The following is a 22,152-nucleotide window of genomic DNA, read 5'->3' as shown; positions in this document are numbered from 1 at the left end:
TAAGGTTCTAAAATAGAAAATTCTCACAACTAATGTTACTAATTTCAGGCAATTAGATTGTAAATCAATATTATAAGGTAGCGCCATTACTTTTATGAAGCAGTAAAACAAAAAAGAGGTAGACAATGTCCACCTCTTTAGCTCTTACCTTATCTATACAACGACTAGATAGCGTTTATGATATCGTGCTTTGTAATTATGTGATGTTTACCTTCTCCCAGATCTACAAGTACTGCATTATTTTCTTTTGTGATAAGTTTTGACACTTCAGAAATGACTGCAGTTTTTTGAACTACTGGATATGGAGCTCCCATAACGTCTTTGATAGGTGTATCTGCCACATCATTATTTTCCATATAGGCTCTAAAAAGGTCAGCCTCATCTACAGATCCTACTATGCCAGTTGTATCTTCTACAGGGATTTGTGATATTTTAAACTCACGCATACGCTCTATAGCGTGTGATACAAGCTCTTCTGTTTTTACAGTAATTAATGGTTTATCTATGTGGTTTTTAATAAGATCACTAGCAACTTTATACTCTTGATCTAAAAAACCTCGCTCACGCATCCAGTCATCATTAAACATTTTACCCACATAACGACTACCGTGATCGTGAAAAAGGACTACCACTACGTCATCTGGGCCAAATTTACCTTCTTCATTAAGTTGCAGTAGCCCTTTTATGGCAGACCCTGCAGAGTTTCCTAAAAACATTCCCTCTTCTTTTGCTAGTCTTCTTGTATATACCGCAGCATCCTTATCTGTCACCTTAGTAAATCCATCTATCACACTAAAATTTACATTAAGTGGTAATATATCTTCACCTATTCCTTCTGTGATGTAAGGATAAATTTCGTTTTCATCAAAAATGCCAGTTTCCTTGTATTTCTTAAAAACCGAACCATAGGTATCTATTCCCCAAACTTTTACATTTGGGTTTTTCATTTTTAAATAACTTCCTACGCCAGATATAGTCCCTCCAGTTCCTACTCCTACCACAAAGTGCGTTACCTTACCTTCTGTCTGATCCCAAATTTCTGGCCCTGTACTATTAAAGTGTGCTTTACAATTAGATGGATTATCATATTGATTTACATACCAGCTATTTGGAGTTTCTTCTGCAAGTCTTTTTGATGTAGAGTAGTAAGATCTTGGATCTTCTGGATCTACATTAGTGGGACATACTACCACCTCACTACCTACGGCACGTAAAATATCCATTTTCTCTTTAGACTGCTTATCTGAGATTACACAGATCATTTTATACCCCTTTATGATAGCAGCAAGAGCAAGTCCCATACCTGTATTACCAGAGGTTCCCTCTATAATGGTACCGCCAGGCTTAAGAACACCTGCAGCCTCTGCATCTTCTACCATTTGTAAAGCCATACGGTCTTTTACAGAGTTACCAGGGTTAAAAGTCTCATACTTTGCAAGGACAAGACAAGGCAAGTCTTTTACAAGTGCGTTCATCTTTACCATAGGTGTGTTTCCTATAGTTCCTAATATATTTTCGGCGTAGTTCATCTCCTTTTATTTTTGATTGCAAAGATACTTAGTAAGACGCAGATGCATCACCCGCATTACAAATAATTAGTAAGGGTGTGAGTACGCTTTCGCGAAAGCGCAATACAAACCTCTATAAGCACCTCTAGGGTACTATAAGTAAAGTTTTGGTAAATAATTCCTTACTTTTGAGTAACTACTTACCAAACTAGAATGGACACGAGCAACTCACCTTTTACCAAAGAAATGTTACTCCCTCAAGAAGAGTGCCTTGAGGTCGAAAAGAAACGTGGAGAGCTTTTTATAGGCATCCCCAGAGAGACGCATTTTCAAGAGCGACGTGTATGTCTCACGCCAGATGCTGTAGGTGCACTTACTGCAAATGGTCACCGTGTGATGGTAGAGTCTAAAGCTGGAAAGGGCGCTAGATATACCGATAAAGATTACTCAGAAAACGGTGCCGAAATCACAAAAGATACCGCAAAGGTTTTTTCTTGCCCTATGATTTTAAAGGTAGAACCGCCTTCACTAGAGGAAATCGAGATGATGAACCCACAGACGGTACTCATATCTGCCCTACAAATTAAAACACAAGAGAAAAAATATTTTGAAACCCTTGCCAGCAAGCGCATCACAGCACTTGCCTTTGAGTTTATAAAAGACGAAGATGGTACCTACCCTGCCGTACGTACACTTTCTGAAATAGCAGGAACCGCCGCCGTACAAATGGCTGCAGAGATTATGTCTAGCTCAGAAACAGGTACCGGGATGCTACTAGGCAATATAAGTGGTGTACCACCAGCAGAGGTTGTTATTATAGGTGCGGGAACTGTGGGGGAGTTTGCAGCTCGATCTGCCATAGGTCTTGGAGCTAATGTCAAAATTTTTGACAACTCTATTACAAAATTACGCTCTATACAAACTAACGTAGGGAGACCACTATACACTTCTACCATACAGCCTAAAAACCTTGTAAAAGCATTAAAAAGATGTGACGTGGTTATAGGTGCTGTAAGAGGTGCAAACCGCGCTCCTGTAATTGTGAGCGAGGTTATGGTAGAGGCTATGAAGAACGGCGCTGTAATTATAGACGTAAGTATAGATATGGGTGGCTGTTTTGAAACCTCTGAGGTGACATCACACGATGCGCCTACATATAAAAAACACGGAGTGACTCATTATTGCGTGCCTAATATACCTGCTAGATTTGCGCGTACTGCTTCTGTATCGCTTAGTAATATTTTTACTCCTTACTTACTAGATATTGCAGAGGAAGGTGGTATAGAAAATAAGTTACGCTTTGACCGAGGATTAAAAAATGGATTGTATTTTTACCACGGTATTTTAACCAAAAAATCGGTAGCAGACTGGTTTAATCTTTCTTACCGAGACATCAACCTTTTGATTTTCTAGCAAGCATATGCACATTCTAAAACGTATAGGTTATTACCTAGGTGGTTTTTCTATAGGACTTATCGTACTCGCATTTTTTTTTAGCGGTAAAAAAACAAGTTGTGCCTATTTTCCGCAGCAGCGGGTTTTAAAAAACTTACGCATTAAGCCATATACATTATCACCAGATGCTACAGCAGCGCTTGCTGCTATGCAACGTGATACTGTAACCATAAATAGACTTTTAAAACTAGGTGAAGTAGACTTTGGTGAGAGCGAAACACGCAAAGAGCCTTGTGGTTTTTATGTAATTACCGGAGAGGATGAAACTGGGAAAGATCTTAAAATGACGCTAGACAATTGTGAAGAGTCCGTACGCATAGTTTCTATTAAAGAAATAAAAGAATAAACCCACTCCACTATGCGAACGGCAACATACACTATACTCCTGCTACTAGTTATAAGTGCTTGTTCCTCAAAAGAAGCTTCACGTATTGAGACGGTAAAAAATTACTATAGTGGTTTCAATAATGGTGATTATAAATTAATAGAGACTCAACTATCAGACAGCCTCACAATCACTGAAGGTGATTATGTAATGAATTTTACACCAGAGACTTTTGAAACTCATTTTAAATGGGATTCTGTATTTGTGCCTCAGGTAAAGATTATTAATATCGAGCAACAAGAAAATGATCTTCTTGTAACTATATCTGCAAGTTCAAAACGATTTGAGTTTTTAAGAAACAATCCTCTAGTCACTAAACATTTAGTACATTTTACTAATGGTAAAATAAGTAAGATAGACAATGTTGATTTTATCGATACCAACTGGAAATTATGGACCGAGCAAAAGGAAGGTCTTACGCAGTGGATTGCCAGCAACCACAAGGAGCTAGATGGCTTTATGATAGATCAAACACTTCAAGGCGGCCTTGACTATATCAAGGCAATAGATCTCTATACCAATCGAGAAAACAACAGCACTAAGCCACTAGAAGAATAACTATAACTTTCTTCTCTTACGCTCTGCTTTAATAAGCTCTAGCTCACGATTAGTTTGTCCCGCTACAGATGTATTTTCTTCAGCGCGACGTATGAGGTATGGCATTACATCTTTCACAGGGCCAAAGGGAAGGTATTTTGCCACATTATACCCTTCAAGAGATAGGTTAAAACTTATATGATCACTCATACCATATAATTGTCCAAACCACACTCGGTTATCATCTTTTGCGATTCCCATCTCACCCATAAGCTTCACAGCAAGTAAAGAACTGTCTTCATTGTGTGTTCCTAAAAATAGAGAGATATCATCTAGATTTTCAAAAATATATCGCATCGTAGCGTTAAAGTTTTCATCTGTAGCGCGCTTATCTTTACATATAGGCGTTGGATATCCTTTTTCTTTAGCGCGTTTATTTTCCTTTTCCATATAGGCACCTCGCACGATTTTCATACCTATTTTAAAATCTCTAGCACGCGCTTCAAGGTGTAGTTTTTTTAAGTACTCTAAGCGGTCGTGACGGTAACACTGTAAGGTATTATAGACAATGGGTTTTTCTTTATTGTAAGTTGCCATAAGCTCTGCCACCATATCATCTGCGGCATCTTGCATCCACGATTCTTCCCCATCTATGAGCACCTCTACATCACGCTCTTTTGCTATCTTACATATAGCGTGCATACGCTCTTTAATGCGCTCCCACTCTACCTGTTCTTCTGAGGTAAGTGCAGTTCCTTCTGTAAGCTTTTGCCAGATCGCAAAACGACCTACACCAGTAGGTTTAAAAACCACGATAGGCATTGCATCTTTCTCATCTGCAAACTCTACAAGACCTATTACTTTATTCATACACTCGTCAAAAGAAGCTTCTTCTTCCTTACCCTCTACAGAATAATCTAGAACAGAACACACATTTGCACTGTACAATTTATCTACAGATGTCATACAGTCTTCTTCATTAACACCTCCACAAAAGTGGTCAAAAACAGTAGATCGTATAAGACCTTCTACTGGCAGATTGGCATTAAGTGCAAAACGAGTTGCTGCCGTACCTATACGCACAAGTGGTTCCTTAGAAATCATTTTAAAAAGAAAGTACGCGCGTTCTAACTCACTATCAGATTTGAGCTTAAAGGCATTTTCTGTATTATCAAAAAGAGAGGTTTGCATATGCTTAAATTAGTTAGACAAATATACATCTAGATTACACTTTTTTAAACCAAAAGTGAGTAATTTGCAACTGTTAAAATTACATTATAATGACTACCATTCAAGCTGCCTCATACGATATCGTTTTTAATCAATCTGGATATGATGCCCTTAATGTACTATTACTCCAAAGCTCTTACAGTAAGATATTTGTAATAGTAGATGATCATACCCACGAAGATTGTCTCGCTCCTTTTTTAGGCAATCTAGCTACCGAAATACCTATAGAAGTCATAGAGATACCACACGGTGAGATTAATAAAACGATAGAAACCTGTAGTGGAGTTTGGGATGCCCTAGCAGCACTAGATGCAGATAGAAAAGGACTTGTGATTAACGTAGGTGGAGGAGTCGTTACAGATCTAGGTGGTTTTGTAGCAAGTACTTTTAAACGTGGTATGGACTTTATAAATATCCCGACCTCTCTTCTCTCTATGGTAGATGCCAGTGTAGGTGGCAAAACTGGTGTTGATCTAGGCACACTTAAAAATCTCATAGGTGTTATAAACAACCCACAAATGGTACTTATAGACGGTGGCTTTCTGGCAACATTACCACCAGAAGAACTCCGTTCTGGACTTGCAGAAATGTATAAACACGGACTCATTGCAGATCAATCTTACTGGAACAAGCTTAAAAACTTGAGCGAAATGACCACAGATGATTTGAGCCAACTCATCTATGAGAGCATTATCATAAAAAATGAAATTGTACTTCAAGATCCTAGAGAACAAAGTATCAGAAAGACACTTAATTACGGCCATACACTGGGTCACGCTATTGAGTCATACTGCCTAGCTTCAGACACTAGAAAGACGCTGTTACACGGAGAGGCAATAGCTATTGGGATGATTTTAGAAAGCTACCTTTCGGTGGAGCTTACGGGGCTTAGTAAGGATGCACTAGATGATATTACAACTACGCTTAATGATATGTATGAGGACGTCGCTTTCGCGAAAGCGGACATAGAACCCATTATAGAATACCTCAAGCACGATAAGAAAAATACAAATGGTAATATAAATTTTGTACTTCTAGAAAGTATAGGAAGTGCCGTTATAGATAAACAAGCTCCAAACGAACTTATATATAAGGCCTTTAACCATTATCTAGAGAGCACGCAGCAAGCTACTTTATAGGTACCTTTCTTTAATGATAGCTATGTGGTGACGCTCGTGACCCGCGATTATAAACCCTGCTGCGCGAGGGCTTAACGGGCTTTGACTTGCTTCTCCTATTACACGCACAGTCTCTCTTGTCATAGATGTAAAGAGACTTAAGCTTGCTAGACGCACACTAGCATACTCTTCAAGTAGAGACGATATAGTACGATCATTTGCATTGCTTGAAGCCACAAAATCATCTTGCTCAAAACCCTGCAAAGGAGTAGCGTCCATTCTAGAAAAGCGTAATGCACGATATGAAAATATGCGCTCAGTATCTATAAGGTGTAACAATACCTCTTTAGGAGTCCATTTACCAGGTGCATAGCGCAATAGTAATTGCTCTTCTGATAAACCATTATAAAACGATACGGTAAAATCCAGTCCAGATTGTAAAGCCTCAAGCAAATCTGTGTCCTCTGGCACCTGTGAGATATACTGATTATAATAGGTGTTATATTCTGGCTCTTTAACTTCTGCTCGCGTTGTCATAGTCTAAAAAATTTAAGTTAAAAGTAATAAAAAACCCTTTCTCGTTGTGAGAAAGGGTTTTAAAATATTCTACGGTTCTAATTATACTAGATCTTGAAAGATAGAGTGCATTAATCTTTTCTTGTCATTAATGCTCTCTTCTAGCGAGATCATCGTTTCTGTACGATATACACCATCTATATCATCTAGTAAGAATATAACATTCTTTGCGTGATTCGTATCTCTTGCTCTTATTTTACAGAAGATATTAAACTTACCTGTAGTTACGTGAGCGACAGTTACAAACGGGATTTGAGCAATGCGCTCAAGCACAAAAGTAGTTTGCGATGTTTTATTAATGTAAACACCTACATATGCTATAAAAGAATAGCCTAGTTTTCCGTAATCTAGTGTAAGTGAGGAACCTGTGATAATTCCTGCTTCTTCCATCTTTTTAACACGTACATGTACAGTACCTGCAGAGATGAGTAATTTTTTTGCTATATCTGTAAAAGGAGTTCTTGTATTCTCGATAAGCATATCGAGTATCTGGTGGTCTACTTCGTCTAATTTGAACTTTGCCATTGTATCTGCGTTTTTTGAATATAATGCAAAAATAATAGAATATTACTGATTATTCTGCAACAACCACCTCTTATTTACTAAAACGTTATCGTAAACTTTTTACCCCCTATTTTTTACCTTAAATCGAGACTATACTACGCAAGTTTGAAGCTAGATACATTATCTACTTCTTGATGACAAAAAACGCCTGTACCTAGCACCTCTTCAAGAGGTTGTGGGGTAAATAGAATAACCCCATCTACTGCTGTTTCTTTATACTGCAATTTCTCAATAGTTACACCCTTACTATGTAAATCACAATAACACTTACTATGCTCAGGTATCAATTTATAATCCTCAACAGGATATGATATATCTTTTTGACAAGCCTCAATGGCATACCATAATGATGCAAAAATGTATGCTCGTGTTTTTTCGCGAGCATAGTCCTTAGGGTAATGACCTGCTTCAAAAAGTATGGTTGCTACTCCAGCCTCTTGAAAAGCATCACCCACACAATTGTTATTAAAAGCATCATTATATAGCCCTATATTACCTGCAAGATCGTCTTGTAAATTTTTAAAAATATGTGAGATTACACTTGCAGATTGCTTACGAGAAAATGTAAAATTTCTCTCCTCATTTGCCGAAGGGGCAAGGAAGGAAAGTATAGATGGTTTACCCGTATTTTCAAAACCATAAATCGTGCGTTGCCCGTGTAAGTTGAAACAAAAATCTGGCTTAAAATCATTAAAAATTTGACGTAATAATTTTGATTCTGGCTGACTCAAATCTTGAGAATCTCGATTGAGATCAATGTCGTTTGCGTTATTTCTAGTCCACATTTTTGACCCATCAGGATTAAGCATAGGTACCATAAAAAACGTACAATTATCAAGCACATTTTTAACATCATTTTGATGCTTATTTTTTTGTAAAAAATTACAAAAATCAAGTAAAGATTTTGTGGTTGTAGATTCGTTACCGTGCATCTGTGACCACATTAAAATTTTAGTTTTTCCAGACCCAAATTTCACCGAATAAATAGAACGTTTTTCTACAGAATTACCTTCTATAGAAACAGTAAATTCTTCTGGTAAATTTTCAACAAAATTTGTAATAAATTCTGGTGAAATGTAGCGACCAGAAATAGCTTTCTCACGGCAACTAGCAAACTCTTCTAAAACCTTAGATAATATCATAACCTTACTTTGAATGACAAAGATACTTTTTTTGAAATTAGCTCTTACAAGTGTTGTGTTACAATTGTAAACAAGGATTCTTTATACAAATGGAGCGTTACTATTGTAAAATATAGTTCAAATAGATAAATTCCATACCTATTACAATTTTGTTATTATAAATCAGTCATTTAAATATTAAAATGTAAACTTAAACTTTAATCTATTTATAAGTAAATTTTATGTTTAACAAGTATAGATCGCCATAGTTTACAATTGTAACGTATCTTTGTTGTATACAAATGGAAACACTACTTGACAATACAAAATTTGCAAAGCGACTTCAAAAAATTATGGAGTCACACGAGCTTAGTGCTACATCATTTGCCGAAAAACTATCTGTAGGTCGTGCAACAATCTCTCACCTTATGGCGGGCAGAAACAAGCCCAGCCTAGACTTTGTTATGAAGGTAGTAGACACCTTTCCAAATGTAGAATTAGAATGGTTACTTTACGGAAAGAAAACCACTCCAAAACCGCCCCCTCCTACTCTAGAAAAAACGATAATTGAGCCACAAGAAAACTCACAAAAAAACCTCTCTAACTCACTCCAAAAAACTAGCGAAGAGCAGACCCCAAAAACAGCTCAAAAAAGCATAGAAAATATAGGCGCTTTTTCTTCTTCAAAATCGGCAGTTAAGAGAGTGATTATTTTTTTAGAAGATGGAACTTTTGAAAGTTATGAAATGTAGTTTGTCTCATTATCTAATTAAATAACCTAGCTCATTTTCGGCAATTTAAAACCTTCTAAAAAAGAGGTTTCAAATTACGAGTTCCAACTCTTTGTATATTATTTTTGTAGTCTATGAAACGTATCTTTTTTTACTCGGTTGTTGCTTGTTTTTTTTTCGCTTTAAGCTGTAAAAGTCCAGAGCGAGATTGTGCAAATTTTAAGACTGGCACCTTTACTTTTGAGACACTTCTAGATGGTGAACTTGTAGCCACAACTTTTACACGCAACGATACACTTGAGGTAGATTTTTTTAATGGCAAAGCAGACTCCTCTTCTGTGCGATGGATTAATGATTGTGAGTACATCGTTAAGAAGTTGAACCCAAAAAGTATGAGTGAGGAAAAAGCACTCCATATGAAAATCATAGCTACTGACGGAGATTTTTATACCTTTGAGTACTCCCTTGTAGGAGAAACCAACAAACAACGCGGAACCGCAAAAAAAACGACTAACTAATGTTTGACATTCTTACCACTGCAGATGCTTGGATTGCACTGCTTACGCTTACCTTTCTTGAAATTATATTAGGTATAGATAACATCATCTTTATATCTATCGCCGCAGAAAAGCTTCCGCAAAAGGATCGTAAAAAAGCAACTAATATTGGTCTTGCACTTGCAATGGGTATGCGTATCGCATTACTTTTTGGGATATCGTGGCTGGTGGCCTTAAGTGCTCCTTTCTGGCATATAAACGCAAGCTGGATAACAGGAGGGATAAGCTGGCAAGCGGTTATACTTCTTGCAGGAGGTATCTTCCTTATCTGGAAGTCTGTACACGAGATACACGAGAAGGTGGATGAAACAGGACTAGAAGAAGAAGAGATTTCAAAAAAGAGCTCTACTACGCTAGGTAATGCCATTGTACAGATTGCAGTTATCAACCTTGTATTCTCTTTTGACTCTATACTTACGGCTGTCGGGATGACTAACGGGCTCTCTGACAATCCAACAGATGCATTAATCATTATGGTGATAGCAGTGGTTATCTCTGTGGGGATAATGATGCTCTTTGCAAACCCTGTAGGAAACTTTATTGCAAAGCACCCATCTTTACAGATTTTAGGGCTGTCATTCTTAATTTTAATAGGTTTTATGCTTATTGCAGAAGGCGCACACCTATCACACCTAGAAATCTTTGGATCAAGCGTAGGAGCCATCCCTAAGGGTTATTTATACTTTACAATTGCCTTCTCATTACTGGTAGAGTTTATAAACTTCAAATACAGAGCGATGAAAACAAAAGACTCTGGAGCACAAATACAAATGAAGAAAAATGTAGAGCACCTCAAAAAGGACTAACATCTTTCTTACAGAATGTAAAAAGTGTCTTTAGGCTACAGCTTGAAGACACTTTTTTTATGTGATAAATTATCGATCTATTTTATGGAGCTTAGTTTTACAACTTAGAAATCATCATCATCCATAAGTCTCTCTATCTTACGTTTTTCCCAAGTTTTATTAAATATAGGGCTCCAGCCGTACACCTCAGAGGCGTGACCTACAACGCCCCAGCCCCATCCTAGTATAGGGAAAAGTGCCCAAGGGAAACTGGTAGACATCACATTAAAATAAATAAAGACAGGCACCATAATCGCGTAAATAGTGAAGTGTATGTAAAATCCTTTGAGATCTTCTACCTTCTTTTTTGCACGTTGGTAACGTTTATCCTCTAGATACTCTGTCTGTTTAGGTTCAAAACTAGCTTGTCCAGCTTGTGTAAGTAGCGGCACACCTACTTGAAAGTTTGCACCATCATCTTTTATAACAACATCACTACTCGTAAGCAAGCCGTAGCGCTGGCGTATGTTTTGCAAACCTACACCGCTACTCTTCTTTACTACCTGTTTTTTCTGGATGTTATTAGTCACATATAGTGTATTTCCTTCTTCATAGATTCTTATATGAAGCTTGTTTGAAGGAGTAACTTGGTTATGCTTTACAGCATTTTCTAATAGTAATTGTAGCGAGAGCGGCACAACCTTGTACTCTGAGTGAGAAGATTGCTCAGGTATATCTACCACAATACTGTCTTCAAAACGCATCTTGATGAGGTTCATATACGTACGAGCAAAGGCAAGCTCCTCCTCTAGTGGCACTAGTTCTTTATTTTTTTGCTCTAGTACATATCTGTATACTTTTGAAAGCGAAGTGGTAAACTTGGTTGCCTGTCTTGGGTTTTCCTCAATAAGACTTGCTAGCACATTTAAACTATTGAATAAAAAATGAGGATCTAGCTGATTTTTAAGGGCATCAAACTTTGCAGAGGCGGCTCCTGCAATAATTTTAGACTCCTTTACTTTACTCTCTTGCTTTCTCTTCCAGCGACTCACCGCGTAGAACGAGGTAGTGGCGACAGCTGTTATTATAAAAGGAAATATATAATCCTCGAGACCTTCACTAGCCCAATATTGATCTAAAGGGATGTTGTAATACTTTGTTATAAGTATTAACCGCAATACAAACACCGTAACTAAAGTCACAGCAATATGCGCAAAAAACGCATAAGTAAGTACCTTAAAATTCCACAGACTAGCGGTAAAACGTTTTCTAAAGTTTACTATAACCATCGTATTTACCGCATACAGCGCTACAGAAAAGATTTGGTTCTGTATAAAAAAGGTTATCGCTCCATCTCCATACCAAGGGTTACCCAGCACGTACAGTATGATACTATGAACGATAAATATGGTTAAGCCTACAATATTTGCCTTTGCAAACTCTTTTAGATAATACTTCATTTTTTCTTAATTACAAGCCTCTGCACTTTCTAAGGCTCTTTTTACATTTCCTTGGGGATGGAACTCCGTCTCAGGTTTAAAGGTAGCAAAAAGCGCAATGGCGCGCTTTAACTCTGCACAATACGGTTCTATTGAGCTGCCAAAGTACTTTGCACTCCCCATATCCCACTGCGCCTTATCTGCTATAAAAATGGGATTATCTGGATCTTTCTTCACCATTTTTTGGTACAGTTCGCCTATGGTACCGGCATATTTCATTCCGTACTTCATACCATCATATGCTACCCAAACGGTATATAGCTGCGCTTGTAGATAATCTGCATACGGGTTATCTTTTTCTATCGTACGCATTGCATTGATATATTCCTGCGCCTTATCTCCATTTACTTTAAGCGTTGTCTCATTTTGGTTTTCAAAATCTCGCCAGTTCTTCACAATGGCTATTTGCGCCACGTGGTACGAGGGCAACCAGTTATCCTTTTCTACCGTTGCGATACGCTCAAAAAGATTTGAAGCCTCATCAAGTTTATCTTGATCCCAGAGCTCCATTGCTTTGCGCATACCCTGCTCATATTTAGTTTGAGCCACAAGGAAGGTACTGCTGCATAATGCGATAATAAGAAGTAAGTGTTTCATAATAGTGTTGTTTTGATTGATGATGTAAAAATGGTTTTAAGTACGCTTTCGCGAAAGCGTAATCTACCCAATTGTCATTTATACAGTCTCAGCTGTAATTTTCTTGCCAAGTCTCGTCTTACGCATCCAGTAAGAGATGAAAATAAACCCAAAAAGCGAAGGTAATAGCCAACTCAACAATGACGGTAACACGCTATTTGTGACAAAAAAGGCTGTAAAAGCAGCTATGTATGCCCCAGATATTTTTGCTATATGTAGTCGTAAGTATTTCTTACGCAATAGTTTTAAATCACGCATTGCTCTTAAATCATTTATGGCATTAAGTAAACCTATGGCGCCAAAAATCACAAGCACCCACCCCATTGTAACACTTTTAAAAACCAGATACAATCCGTAACCTATCATACCTAAACCTATAATAGCCATAGACCAAGAGATAACTTTATCCCAGCGTACGTCTGTCATTTTACGTACCCTCTTAAACCTGAGCGCTCTGTACCCAGAAAGCACGAGATAGACACTAAAAAGTCCAACCACAAACAGAAACGGATTGTTGTGATCTGGAAGCAGAGAAGCCACAATACCCGAAATACCTGCTGTAAGCATCCCATAATAAAAAATCATCCCAGACTTTTTGTGCCACACATTACCCTTACGAGCAATAACAGAAATAGTACCAGAGATGAGAGAAATAAACCCACCTACTGCGTGTAGCGTGATAAATATCTTAAAGAAAGTAGCATAGTCCATAATTGATATATTTTGATGTTGAGGATATCGGCTATTGATTGACACTACAAATATGAACCGTAACTTAAGGATTACAAAAACCATACGACCCAATTGAACAAATAAGCTACCGAGTTGTAGTTCTGACAGTATAGCTCAGATTTCTTATACATTTAAATTTACGCTTTCGCGAAAATAGGCGTCATAATTATCCTAAAACGAGCACTGTCTATCCTTTAAGAATACCCTATCTTTGCGGCTTCTTAAAAACGACCTATGAAACGCATTTTTAACAACTTTACTGCAAATCCTAAAAACGATATTCTATCCGGTATCACCGTTTCTTTAGCAATGATACCTGAGGTAGTTGCCTTTGCCTTTGTAGCACAAATAAGCCCTATTGTTGCTTTATTTGGGGCATTTGTTATTGGTATTGTTTCTGCGCTTTTTGGCGGTAGACCAGGGTTAATCTCTGGTGCGGCAGGAGCTGTTGCTGTGATTTTTGTACAGATGATTCAAGAAGGCCACGCAAAGGGATTACTATTTGATCAGCCTGTTGAAAATATGGGGTACTTCTATTTACTCGCCGCTGTGGTATTAATGGGAGTTATTCAGGTATTTGCTGGCTTATTCAAACTAGGGAAGTTTGTGCGCTTGATACCACACCCAGTAATGATGGGGTTTGTAAACGGTCTAGCCATCGTTATATTTCTTGCACAATTAGGGATGTTTAAAGAAAATAAGAAAGATTATGCTGGGGAAAATATGCGTAAAACAGCCTCAAAAGAGCTCGTTTATACCGTATCTGATAATGAAGTAAAAGACAAAGTTTCTAATACCGTGCTATTTACAATAGAAGGAAACTCAGTCATAAACAAAGCCACAAACAAGGAAGTATTTGTACTCTCAGACGGACAAGTTTATGATACAAATACACAAAAGGTAGTTTTTAATGCGTCACAAGATGGCTTTTACTCTGTAAAAGACAAAGGAGTTGTAAAAACCTGGATGAAAGGCAAGTCACTCTTTACAATGATAGGCCTTGTACTGCTTACAATGCTCATTGTGTGGGGATTACCAAAACTAACTCCTAAAATTCCTGCCGCACTTACCGCTATTGTTATTGTATCCTTAATATCGATTTTTGGAGGCTTAGATGCTGTAAATGTAGGTGAGTTTATAAGAGATGGTGGTGGTGCCGGTTTAAATGGTATGGCAGAAATCTCAAGTAAGCTTAACGTATTTGACCTATGGAGCAGTCTACCATTTAACCTTGACACACTTAAATTTATAGCGCCTTATGCATTTCTTGCAGCTTCTGTAGGACTTATAGAAACCTTGATGACTATGAACCTTGTAGATGAGATGACAGACTCTAGAGGTAACGGAAACAGAGAGTGCGTCGCACAAGGAGCTGGTAACATCGTGAGTGGTGTTTTTGGAGGAACTGGTGGTTGTGGTATGATAGGGCAAACAGTAATAAACATTAACGCTGGAGGTCGTGGTAGACTCTCTGGTGTAATGATGGCAGTCACACTACTTACTTTTATCTTATTTGCAGACCGCTTTATAGAGCAAGTGCCTATTGCTGCACTCGTGGGTGTAATGTTTATGATGGTTATTGAGACATTTGCTTGGTCTAGTTTTAGAATTTTAAAGAAAATACCAGTATCAGATGCGTTTGTTCTTATTATAGTATCTGCAGTGACTGTATTTTTTGATCTTGCTATAGCTGTATTTGTAGGTGTAATTATAGCAGCCCTATCATTTGCTTGGAGTAGCGCTAAGAAAATTAGAGCTAGAAAGAAATTTAAAGCAGATGGCACAAAGGTATATGAGATTTGGGGCCCATTATTCTTTGGAAGTATCCAGAGTTTTAATTCTAAGTTTGATATAAACGGTGATCCAGATCACATAGAAATTGACTTCATAGAGGCAAAAGTCGCAGACCACTCTGCCCTAGAAGCTATTTTTGTACTCCTTGAGAAGTACGAAGCGGTAGGTAAAACAATCACGCTCAAACACCTCAGTACAGAGTGTAAAGACTTAATGCGCAAAGCCTCTCCTAAATTTGACAAAGTGATTGAAGAAAGTGTAGATGACCCTCGTTATCACGTACTTTCTGGTGTATTAGACATAGAGGCGTAAGCAATATCAAAAATAAAACTTGTCGAAGGGGATACACACCCCTCAAAAACAATAGAGACAATCTCTAACGAGCTATAACACTTATATCAACCATTGAGTTGAAAGACAAAAAAAAGGCGCTATAAAGCGCCTTTTTTAATATCGAATAGTATCCAACAACTATGACATATTAAGAACCTATAAAACCTACACCCGCTGTTGCGTGTGACTGTGTATCAATAAGTATAAATGACCCTGTTTGCTTATTATCTAAAAACTGATCATTAAGCACCTGCTTACTAAGCTGTATAGTTACCTTACCTATATCGTTAAGCACAAGTTTATCTGTAGCATCTACACCAGAAAAGTCTGTATGTACAACGCTATTTATACTTTTTACTTTTCCTAAAATTTGAGCCGTACCCTGCTGTACTAAGTATTTTGTGCCAGGTACAAGCGCATTATTATCCATCCAGCATACGGTAGCCTGTAGCTCTTTAGTAAGACTAGGTGCTTGCGCACTTTTAACTAAGATATCACCACGACTTACATTTACATCATCCTCTAGCGTGATGGTACACGAGTTACCAGCATCAACTTTAGTAAAAGATGCATTATAAAATAAAATATCTTTTATTACAGAATTTCTACCAGAAGGAAGAACCGTCACAGCATCACCTACTGCTAGCGCTCCTCCAGAAACTTTACCTGCATATCCTCTAAAATCGTGATATTGATCCTGCTTAGGACGTATGACAGTTTGCACTGGAAATCTTGCTCCCACCTCCTCTACTTGAGAAGGATTTAATTGTTCTAAATGTTCTAGTAAAGTCTCACCGTCATACCAAGGCATCTCAGTTGAGGCATTTACCACATTATCACCTTTTAAAGCGCTTATAGGTACAAAAGTGATACGTTGCGCTTTAAACTGTTGCTTTTGAGTAAGCGCTCCAAAATCTGAAACAATCTTGTTAAAAGCCTCCTCATTATAATCTACAAGATCCATCTTGTTTACAGCAACTACAATATCTTCTACACGTAGTAAATCGTTTATAAAAAAGTGACGGTACGTTTGCTCTACCACTCCTTTACGTGCATCTACAAGAATAATAGATGCTTGTGATGTAGATGCTCCAGTCACCATATTACGAGTATACTCCACGTGTCCAGGTGTATCTGCAATAATATAGCTCTTCTTTGCCGTGCTAAAATAGATGTGTGCTACATCTATAGTAATCCCCTGCTCGCGCTCTGCTACCAGACCATCTGTTGCAAGTGAGAAGTCTAGATAATCAAATCCATTTGCCTTACTCTTCTTTTCTATCGCCTCCAGCTTATCTGTAGTGAGCGATTTTGTATCGTATAGTAACCTCCCTATTAGGGTACTCTTACCATCATCTACGCTTCCAGCGGTTGCTATCTTTAATACGTCCATTGTATTGTGTCTTAATCTTTGAATTTCTTTTACGCTTTAGCGAAAAGTTAAACAGCCTTACCTCCTAGAAGTATCCCTGTTGTTTACGTTTTTCCATTGCGGCCTCGGAGCGCTTGTCATCAATACGAGCACCTCGTTCTGAAATGGTAGAGGTACGTATCTCTCCTACTACTTTCTCAATAGTGTCTGCTGTAGAGAGTACTGCTGCTGTACACGACATATCACCTACCGTTCTAAAACGCACTGTGTGCTCTACAACCTCTTCATCTTCTGCTCTAAAAACTACATCATCTTGTGCAGACCATAACATACCATCTCTTAAGAAGGTCTTGCGCTGGTGTGCAAAATAGATGCTAGGAATTTCTATTTTTTCTGAAGCAATATAGCTCCACACATCTAGTTCTGTCCAGTTACTTATAGGAAACACGCGTACATTCTGACCGTGATCAATATTTCCGTTTAAGAAGTTAAATAACTCTGGACGCTGGTTTTTTTCATCCCACTGTCCAAAATCATCACGCACAGAAAAAATACGTTCCTTAGCTCTTGCTTTTTCCTCATCACGACGTGCACCACCTATAGCCGCATCAAATTTAAACTCCTCTAGCGCATCTAGAAGTGTGGTGGTTTGCAACATATTACGACTGGCATATTTACCAGTCTCTTCTATCACCCTACCTTCATCTATAGCATCTTGTACGTTACGCACTATAAGCTCAAGACCTAGCTCTTTTACAAGCTTATCTCTAAAGGCAATTGTCTCTGGGAAGTTGTGTCCAGTATCTATATGTAATAATGGAAAAGGAATCTTAGCCGGAAAAAAGGCTTTTTGTGCTAGTCGTACAAGCGTTATACTGTCTTTCCCTCCAGAAAATAATAACACCGGACGGTCAAACTGAGCTACGACTTCTCTAAAAATGTAAACCGCCTCACTCTCTAATGGATTTAGTGCAAGCGTAGCCTTAGTATCTGTAATAGGTTGTGTTGTAGTATCCATAATTTTTTTAAAGGTGTATGCCGCACTCACGGTGTGCTAGCACTTTTGTAGGATCATAATAATCTGTCTCGTTAGGAAGATTATGCTCCTTAAGGTAGACATCTAGATCACTATCACTATAATTATAAAACGGACTCACTTTAAGTACGCCTGCTTTACTTACACTAAATATATCCAGCGAGTCACGTAGAGCAGTTTGCCCCTTGCGTAAGTTTGTAAACCACACATCTGGCTTTTGTGTCCCCATTGCTCTAGTAAATGGTTCAATCTTTACTTGTTCTGTAAACACTGCGTGCTGTGGGTCATCTATAGATGGGATACCCATAAGGATATCTCTGTGAGCCCTCGTTTGTTTAGGCACGTAAAGGTCTATTTGTAAGTCTAGCGTCTCTATAAGCTCTTGCGCGTGTGTGTAGGTTGCTTTTGTGTTATAACCTGAGTCACACCATACAACAGGCAGTTGTGGTGCTACTTGTGTCACTGCGTGTAGCAATACTCCCTCGTAGGGTCTAAAATTTGTTGTTATAATAGCTTTGCTAGCCTGTGCTATGGCGTAGCTTATTACCTCTTGCGGCGTTGCAGTTGCAAAGCGCGCGTTGAGGGCGTCTATATCACTTGCTGTGTACATAGTTATGATGCGGTTTTTCCCCAGTTAATTTTATTCCAGATGCGCTCGTGCGCAAAGTAAAGAATAAGTTTTGTTAAAAAATCAATAGAGGCAATAGAAGTGGCTAGTAACCACTCCCCTGTTAATAGGTATGAAACAAAAAGAGTATCTAATGTACCAACGAGTCTCCAGCTTAGTGCCTTTACGATACTACGCATAGGCTTTTCTGAAGTTTTATCTTTTTGGTATGATTTACTTTTCTCTTTGTCTCTTTGTAAAAAGATTTGATCTAAAATCATTGTTTTGTCTAATATACATCTATTAATCTATGGGATTACTAGACTAATGGGCAAAAGTAAGTAAATTTTTGAGCTGAGCAACAATTTTAGCATTGCTTTTACATTTACCCATAGCCCATAGACAATTCAACATATTGATATGCAACAAATTACTTATACCACCCTATATATAAACTCACATCTTCATTTAGAAAAAATGCCATATCCCTACTCGCTAGCCCCGATTGTAATGAAAATCCCGCAATGTAGCGCAGCGCAATGAGGAATTGCAATGTAAAGCGGGATACTACTTTTAACGAGATGCTCCTGCCCTAGTGCTCCTTAACAGAACACGTTCAACAAAAAAACCTCTTGAGAAAGCTCAAGAGGTTTTTTTATAAGGGTTATGAAGTGGTCTTACTGATTCATAGAAATCAAGAATTCTTCATTATTTTTTGTGCTACGTATACGATCACTCATAAACTGCATTGCCTCTACTGGGTTCATATCTGCTAGATACTTACGTAATACCCACAGGCGTTGTGAGGTGTCTTTACTGTGTAGTAAGTCATCACGACGTGTAGATGAAGAGGTAAGATCTATAGCTGGGAAGATACGGCGGTTTGCAATATTGCGATCCAGCTGTAGCTCCATATTACCGGTACCTTTAAACTCTTCAAAGATTACTTCGTCCATTTTTGAACCGGTCTCTGTAAGTGCTGTCGCTATGATAGAGAGTGATCCTCCACCTTCTATATTACGTGCTGCTCCAAAGAAACGCTTAGGTTTATGTAGTGCATTTGCGTCTACCCCTCCTGAAAGTATCTTACCAGAAGCTGGCTGTACGGTGTTATATGCTCTTGCGAGACGTGTGATAGAATCTAGTAGTATTACTACATCGTGACCACACTCTACGAGGCGTTTTGCCTTCTCAAGTACAATGTTTGCCACTTTTACGTGCTCGTGTGCTTCTTTATCAAAGGTAGAGGCTACAACCTCTCCCTTTACATTACGTTGCATATCTGTTACCTCTTCTGGTCGTTCATCTATAAGGAGTACAATCTGGTATACCTCTGGATGGTTTGCAGCAATGGCATTTGCCACGTCTTTAAGTAACATTGTTTTACCCGTTTTAGGCTGTGATACTATCATACCACGCTGCCCTTTACCTATAGGTGCAAACATATCCATCACTCGTGTAGAAATGCTGGCTTGACGCTCTGCTAGGTTAAATTTCTCTGTAGGGAATAACGGTGTGAGGTGCTCAAAAGAGACACGATCTCTCACTATGTTAGGGTTGAGACCGTTAATACGACTTACCTTTATGAGTGGGAAATATTTTTCTCCCTCTTTTGGTGGGCGTATCACACCTAGTACAGTATCTCCGGTTTTGAGACCAAAGAGGCGTATTTGTGATTGTGATACATAAATATCATCTGGTGAGGCTAGGTAATTATAATCTGAGCTACGTAAAAAGCCGTAACCATCTTGCATAATATCTAGTACTCCCTCGCTTTCTATAATACCTTCAAACTCATAATCTGGCTCGCGGTAGCGGTTGCGATTATCCTTATTACCGTTGTTACCGTGTGTATTACCATCCTTCTGGTTACGGTTACTACGGTTGTTATTGCGGTTGTTATTATTGTTGCGATTATTATCGCGAGATGAGCGCTTATCATTGCTTTGACGGTTGTCATTGCTAGAACGCTTATCATTATTGTTAGAACGCTTTTCCTTATGGTTGTCGCGTTTTTGAGGTGTCTTTGTCTCTTCTGTGTCTTTTACCTTAGCTTTTGCTGGCTCACGCTTTACGGCTTCCTTCTTTGCTGGAGCCTCTTTTTGTGCTGGGGCTTCTTTTTTGTCTTCTGGAGTGGTAGCTTTTGCCTCTGTAGTAGCCTTAGGTGCTCTAGGTGTACGTGGCTTACGCTCTTGCTTAGGCTTAGGTGCTGGAGCAGCTTCTTCCTTACCTTTTGGCACTACGGCCTCTACCTTTTTTGGGTCTGCAGCTTGCAGGTCTAGTATTTTATAAACTAGATCTAGTTTTTTTAAGGATCTAAACTTAGGAACGTTTATCCCTTTTGCAATTTCTTGAAGCTCGGGAAGCTTCTTTGCTTTTAATTCTGAAATGTCAAACATCTAATAATGTAGTAAATTAAAAATCGAGTGATTATTATGTACCAAAAGAAGAATTTGATACGAATATTGAAGTAATTAAATAACAAGCGGAGAGCTTGTTATGATATTATACAACAATGATACAATTTTATTTTTAAAGTTTTCTTAGCAATATCACAAAATGAAACTTATTTTTGCTGGTATATAAAAATGTAAAAGATTTGATACAACGTATTCAAACCGTTTATTTATTACTTGCAGCGCTGGCCTCTTTAGGCTTGCCGTATGCCTTTAGCCTTTATGCAGATGCTACGGGTGAAGCTGTATGGGCTGCAGATGAGGTACTTTACATTACTCTTTTTAGTGTAAGTGCTGTACTTTCATTTATTTCCATATTTTTATGGAGCAAAAGACAAAACCAATTCGTCTTAGGACGTCTTAATATCTTATTAAACTTTGTTTTATTAGGTGTATTGGTATATCGATCACAAATCTTATCTGGAGGGACGGCGGTTCTTGAGAAGGGTATTGGGATGATCATTCCGCTTGTTTCTATCGTTTTACTAGTCTTGGCAAACAAGGCAATCAAGCGCGATGAAGATCTTGTAAAATCTGTAGATAGATTACGATAGACTTATAAAATCTTAGTTTTATTAGTGCGTAGAAGCCTCCTTTTAATCTTGGGAGGCTTTTTTTATGGCTTATTTTTTGCGATGGACTGGAGGCTGTAATTGCTATTATACTAGTTGCCATTAAGGTGGTAGAAATTGAATTGAGGCGGTTATAGTTCTATGTACGCTTTCGCGAAAGCGGGATCCCCTCCAGAAAAATTGAGCCACCCGAAGATAAAACCATAGCGTCTTAAATAAGTGTATATTTAAGCCAATCAATTAAACAACAAAACAATACAGGCTATCTAGCAATCCCGGTCGTTACCGGGAGCTTCGCTTGGTTTTAAAGTGGCCAGTTGTACAACGAGCTTTACAAATTAAAACCAAGAGTGTTTTACTAATCACGTTATCAAAGGCTAGCTTTTGATAAGCTTCGTATTGTAAAAAGAACGTCATTTATTAATGTGTGAATTCAATTTAAATTTTTTTAACCTTATTATAATAGCATCTGTATTTATAGGTTTCACATTTGGGCTACTACTTATTTTCACTAGGCGGATAAATCAAAAGGCTAATGTATTACTGGG

The 22,152-nt window shown here is 38.1% G+C and carries 22 protein-coding genes; 9 read left to right on the top strand and 13 right to left on the bottom strand.

Going from position 1 to position 22,152, the window contains the following annotated elements; genetic code table 11:
* Positions 1-164 precede the first annotated feature (164 nt).
* Positions 165-1,529, bottom strand: a complete 1,365-nt coding sequence (locus I597_RS08695; protein WP_035328471.1) for a pyridoxal-phosphate dependent enzyme — start codon at positions 1,527-1,529, stop codon at positions 165-167.
* Between the two features lie 192 nt (positions 1,530-1,721).
* Here I597_RS08695 and I597_RS08690 point away from each other — a divergent pair, with 192 nt between their 5' ends.
* The 3 genes from I597_RS08690 to I597_RS08680 are packed head-to-tail and all read left to right on the top strand — an operon-like array spanning position 1,722 to position 3,906.
* Positions 1,722-2,921, top strand: a complete 1,200-nt coding sequence (locus tag I597_RS08690; protein ID WP_035328469.1) for an alanine dehydrogenase — start codon at positions 1,722-1,724, stop codon at positions 2,919-2,921.
* Positions 2,922-2,928: 7 nt separating this feature from the next.
* Positions 2,929-3,309: a hypothetical protein gene (locus tag I597_RS08685; protein ID WP_035328466.1), complete on the top strand. Its 381-nt coding sequence runs from the start codon at positions 2,929-2,931 to the stop codon at positions 3,307-3,309.
* A gap of 12 nt (positions 3,310-3,321) precedes the next feature.
* Entirely contained in the window at positions 3,322-3,906 is a 585-nt protein-coding gene (locus tag I597_RS08680) for a hypothetical protein (RefSeq protein WP_035328464.1), read from the top strand.
* Here I597_RS08680 and I597_RS08675 read toward each other — a convergent pair whose 3' ends face one another.
* Positions 3,907-5,076, bottom strand: coding sequence for a proline dehydrogenase family protein (locus I597_RS08675; protein WP_035328462.1), 1,170 nt, complete (start codon positions 5,074-5,076; stop codon positions 3,907-3,909). It abuts the gene before it with no gap.
* 89 nt (positions 5,077-5,165) lie between these two features.
* Here I597_RS08675 and aroB point away from each other — a divergent pair, with 89 nt between their 5' ends.
* Positions 5,166-6,254: a 3-dehydroquinate synthase gene (aroB, locus tag I597_RS08670; protein WP_035328460.1), complete on the top strand. Its 1,089-nt coding sequence runs from the start codon at positions 5,166-5,168 to the stop codon at positions 6,252-6,254.
* On the opposite strand, the gene I597_RS08665 is transcribed toward aroB, so the two are convergent.
* The 3 genes from I597_RS08665 to I597_RS08655 form a co-directional block, all read right to left on the bottom strand.
* Positions 6,249-6,770 carry a DinB family protein gene (locus tag I597_RS08665; RefSeq protein ID WP_035328458.1) on the bottom strand — a complete coding sequence of 174 codons (522 nt, stop codon included), beginning with the start codon at positions 6,768-6,770 and terminating at the stop codon, positions 6,249-6,251. The genes aroB and I597_RS08665 overlap by 6 nt on opposite strands.
* A gap of 81 nt (positions 6,771-6,851) precedes the next feature.
* Complete coding sequence (locus I597_RS08660; protein WP_013751723.1) at positions 6,852-7,334, bottom strand: Lrp/AsnC family transcriptional regulator; 483 nt, start codon at positions 7,332-7,334, stop codon at positions 6,852-6,854.
* 134 nt (positions 7,335-7,468) lie between these two features.
* Complete coding sequence (locus I597_RS08655; protein WP_052111993.1) at positions 7,469-8,515, bottom strand: M14 family zinc carboxypeptidase; 1,047 nt, start codon at positions 8,513-8,515, stop codon at positions 7,469-7,471.
* 281 nt (positions 8,516-8,796) lie between these two features.
* Here I597_RS08655 and I597_RS08650 point away from each other — a divergent pair, with 281 nt between their 5' ends.
* The 3 genes from I597_RS08650 (at position 8,797) to I597_RS08640 (ending at position 10,588) form a co-directional block, all read left to right on the top strand.
* The gene (locus I597_RS08650) at positions 8,797-9,246 is read left to right on the top strand and encodes a helix-turn-helix domain-containing protein (protein ID WP_035328456.1); all 450 of its coding nucleotides are present in this window, start codon (positions 8,797-8,799) and stop codon (positions 9,244-9,246) included.
* A gap of 113 nt (positions 9,247-9,359) precedes the next feature.
* The gene (locus I597_RS08645; protein WP_035328454.1) at positions 9,360-9,743 is read left to right on the top strand and encodes a hypothetical protein; all 384 of its coding nucleotides are present in this window, start codon (positions 9,360-9,362) and stop codon (positions 9,741-9,743) included.
* Positions 9,743-10,588: a TerC family protein gene (locus I597_RS08640; protein WP_035328452.1), complete on the top strand. Its 846-nt coding sequence runs from the start codon at positions 9,743-9,745 to the stop codon at positions 10,586-10,588. Before I597_RS08645 ends, I597_RS08640 begins: the two co-directional genes overlap by 1 nt.
* 104 nt (positions 10,589-10,692) lie before the next feature.
* Here the strand turns inward: I597_RS08640 and I597_RS08635 are convergent, their stop codons facing one another.
* The 3 genes from I597_RS08635 to I597_RS08625 all read right to left on the bottom strand — a co-directional run bounded on the left by I597_RS08635 (position 10,693) and on the right by I597_RS08625 (position 13,413).
* Entirely contained in the window at positions 10,693-12,027 is a 1,335-nt protein-coding gene (locus I597_RS08635) for a histidine kinase (RefSeq protein WP_035328450.1), read from the bottom strand.
* Between the two features lie 6 nt (positions 12,028-12,033).
* The gene (locus tag I597_RS08630) at positions 12,034-12,663 is read right to left on the bottom strand and encodes a hypothetical protein (RefSeq protein WP_035328448.1); all 630 of its coding nucleotides are present in this window, start codon (positions 12,661-12,663) and stop codon (positions 12,034-12,036) included.
* Between the two features lie 78 nt (positions 12,664-12,741).
* Complete coding sequence (locus tag I597_RS08625; RefSeq protein ID WP_035328445.1) at positions 12,742-13,413, bottom strand: DUF2306 domain-containing protein; 672 nt, start codon at positions 13,411-13,413, stop codon at positions 12,742-12,744.
* Positions 13,414-13,668: 255 nt separating this feature from the next.
* On the opposite strand from I597_RS08625, the gene I597_RS08620 reads away from it, so the two are divergent.
* On the top strand, positions 13,669-15,540 hold the full coding sequence (locus I597_RS08620; RefSeq protein WP_035328443.1) for a SulP family inorganic anion transporter: 1,872 nt from the start codon (positions 13,669-13,671) through the stop codon (positions 15,538-15,540).
* A gap of 169 nt (positions 15,541-15,709) precedes the next feature.
* Here I597_RS08620 and I597_RS08615 read toward each other — a convergent pair whose 3' ends face one another.
* From I597_RS08615 to rho, 5 genes are all read right to left on the bottom strand, one after another.
* Positions 15,710-16,954 (bottom strand): sulfate adenylyltransferase subunit 1, encoded by a 1,245-nt coding sequence (locus tag I597_RS08615; RefSeq protein WP_035328440.1) that lies wholly within the window; start codon positions 16,952-16,954, stop codon positions 15,710-15,712.
* 64 nt (positions 16,955-17,018) lie between these two features.
* Positions 17,019-17,951, bottom strand: a complete 933-nt coding sequence (cysD, locus tag I597_RS08610) for a sulfate adenylyltransferase subunit CysD (protein ID WP_052111991.1) — start codon at positions 17,949-17,951, stop codon at positions 17,019-17,021.
* Between the two features lie 7 nt (positions 17,952-17,958).
* Complete coding sequence (locus I597_RS08605; RefSeq protein ID WP_035328438.1) at positions 17,959-18,579, bottom strand: phosphoadenosine phosphosulfate reductase domain-containing protein; 621 nt, start codon at positions 18,577-18,579, stop codon at positions 17,959-17,961.
* 2 nt (positions 18,580-18,581) lie between these two features.
* Positions 18,582-18,857 carry a DUF2061 domain-containing protein gene (locus I597_RS08600; protein ID WP_035328436.1) on the bottom strand — a complete coding sequence of 92 codons (276 nt, stop codon included), beginning with the start codon at positions 18,855-18,857 and terminating at the stop codon, positions 18,582-18,584.
* Positions 18,858-19,253: 396 nt separating this feature from the next.
* Positions 19,254-20,975 (bottom strand): transcription termination factor Rho, encoded by a 1,722-nt coding sequence (gene rho, locus I597_RS08595; RefSeq protein ID WP_035328434.1) that lies wholly within the window; start codon positions 20,973-20,975, stop codon positions 19,254-19,256.
* 200 nt (positions 20,976-21,175) lie between these two features.
* Between rho and I597_RS08590 the strand changes: the two genes are divergently transcribed.
* Positions 21,176-21,586, top strand: a complete 411-nt coding sequence (locus tag I597_RS08590) for a DUF4293 domain-containing protein (protein ID WP_035329128.1) — start codon at positions 21,176-21,178, stop codon at positions 21,584-21,586.
* The last annotated feature ends 566 nt before the right edge of the window (positions 21,587-22,152 follow it).

It is taken from the genome of Dokdonia donghaensis DSW-1 (assembly GCF_001653755.1).
Classification (GTDB): Bacteria; Bacteroidota; Bacteroidia; order Flavobacteriales; family Flavobacteriaceae; genus Dokdonia; species Dokdonia donghaensis.
Note: the sequence above shows the minus strand (reverse complement) of the source record. Positions and strands in the feature narration are given on the sequence as shown.

What these genes read in the sequence shown, in the direction of transcription:
- I597_RS08695 (WP_035328471.1), bottom strand. Translation starts at nt 1,529, where the DNA reads ATGAACTACGCCGAAAATATATTAGGAACTATAGGAAACACACCTATG.
- I597_RS08690 (WP_035328469.1), top strand. Translation starts at nt 1,722, where the DNA reads ATGGACACGAGCAACTCACCTTTTACCAAAGAAATGTTACTCCCTCAA.
- I597_RS08685 (WP_035328466.1), top strand. Translation starts at nt 2,929, where the DNA reads ATGCACATTCTAAAACGTATAGGTTATTACCTAGGTGGTTTTTCTATA.
- I597_RS08680 (WP_035328464.1), top strand. Translation starts at nt 3,322, where the DNA reads ATGCGAACGGCAACATACACTATACTCCTGCTACTAGTTATAAGTGCT.
- I597_RS08675 (WP_035328462.1), bottom strand. Translation starts at nt 5,076, where the DNA reads ATGCAAACCTCTCTTTTTGATAATACAGAAAATGCCTTTAAGCTCAAA.
- aroB (WP_035328460.1), top strand. Translation starts at nt 5,166, where the DNA reads ATGACTACCATTCAAGCTGCCTCATACGATATCGTTTTTAATCAATCT.
- I597_RS08665 (WP_035328458.1), bottom strand. Translation starts at nt 6,770, where the DNA reads ATGACAACGCGAGCAGAAGTTAAAGAGCCAGAATATAACACCTATTAT.
- I597_RS08660 (WP_013751723.1), bottom strand. Translation starts at nt 7,334, where the DNA reads ATGGCAAAGTTCAAATTAGACGAAGTAGACCACCAGATACTCGATATG.
- I597_RS08655 (WP_052111993.1), bottom strand. Translation starts at nt 8,515, where the DNA reads ATGATATTATCTAAGGTTTTAGAAGAGTTTGCTAGTTGCCGTGAGAAA.
- I597_RS08650 (WP_035328456.1), top strand. Translation starts at nt 8,797, where the DNA reads ATGGAAACACTACTTGACAATACAAAATTTGCAAAGCGACTTCAAAAA.
- I597_RS08645 (WP_035328454.1), top strand. Translation starts at nt 9,360, where the DNA reads ATGAAACGTATCTTTTTTTACTCGGTTGTTGCTTGTTTTTTTTTCGCT.
- I597_RS08640 (WP_035328452.1), top strand. Translation starts at nt 9,743, where the DNA reads ATGTTTGACATTCTTACCACTGCAGATGCTTGGATTGCACTGCTTACG.
- I597_RS08635 (WP_035328450.1), bottom strand. Translation starts at nt 12,027, where the DNA reads ATGAAGTATTATCTAAAAGAGTTTGCAAAGGCAAATATTGTAGGCTTA.
- I597_RS08630 (WP_035328448.1), bottom strand. Translation starts at nt 12,663, where the DNA reads ATGAAACACTTACTTCTTATTATCGCATTATGCAGCAGTACCTTCCTT.
- I597_RS08625 (WP_035328445.1), bottom strand. Translation starts at nt 13,413, where the DNA reads ATGGACTATGCTACTTTCTTTAAGATATTTATCACGCTACACGCAGTA.
- I597_RS08620 (WP_035328443.1), top strand. Translation starts at nt 13,669, where the DNA reads ATGAAACGCATTTTTAACAACTTTACTGCAAATCCTAAAAACGATATT.
- I597_RS08615 (WP_035328440.1), bottom strand. Translation starts at nt 16,954, where the DNA reads ATGGACGTATTAAAGATAGCAACCGCTGGAAGCGTAGATGATGGTAAG.
- cysD (WP_052111991.1), bottom strand. Translation starts at nt 17,951, where the DNA reads ATGGATACTACAACACAACCTATTACAGATACTAAGGCTACGCTTGCA.
- I597_RS08605 (WP_035328438.1), bottom strand. Translation starts at nt 18,579, where the DNA reads ATGTACACAGCAAGTGATATAGACGCCCTCAACGCGCGCTTTGCAACT.
- I597_RS08600 (WP_035328436.1), bottom strand. Translation starts at nt 18,857, where the DNA reads ATGATTTTAGATCAAATCTTTTTACAAAGAGACAAAGAGAAAAGTAAA.
- rho (WP_035328434.1), bottom strand. Translation starts at nt 20,975, where the DNA reads ATGTTTGACATTTCAGAATTAAAAGCAAAGAAGCTTCCCGAGCTTCAA.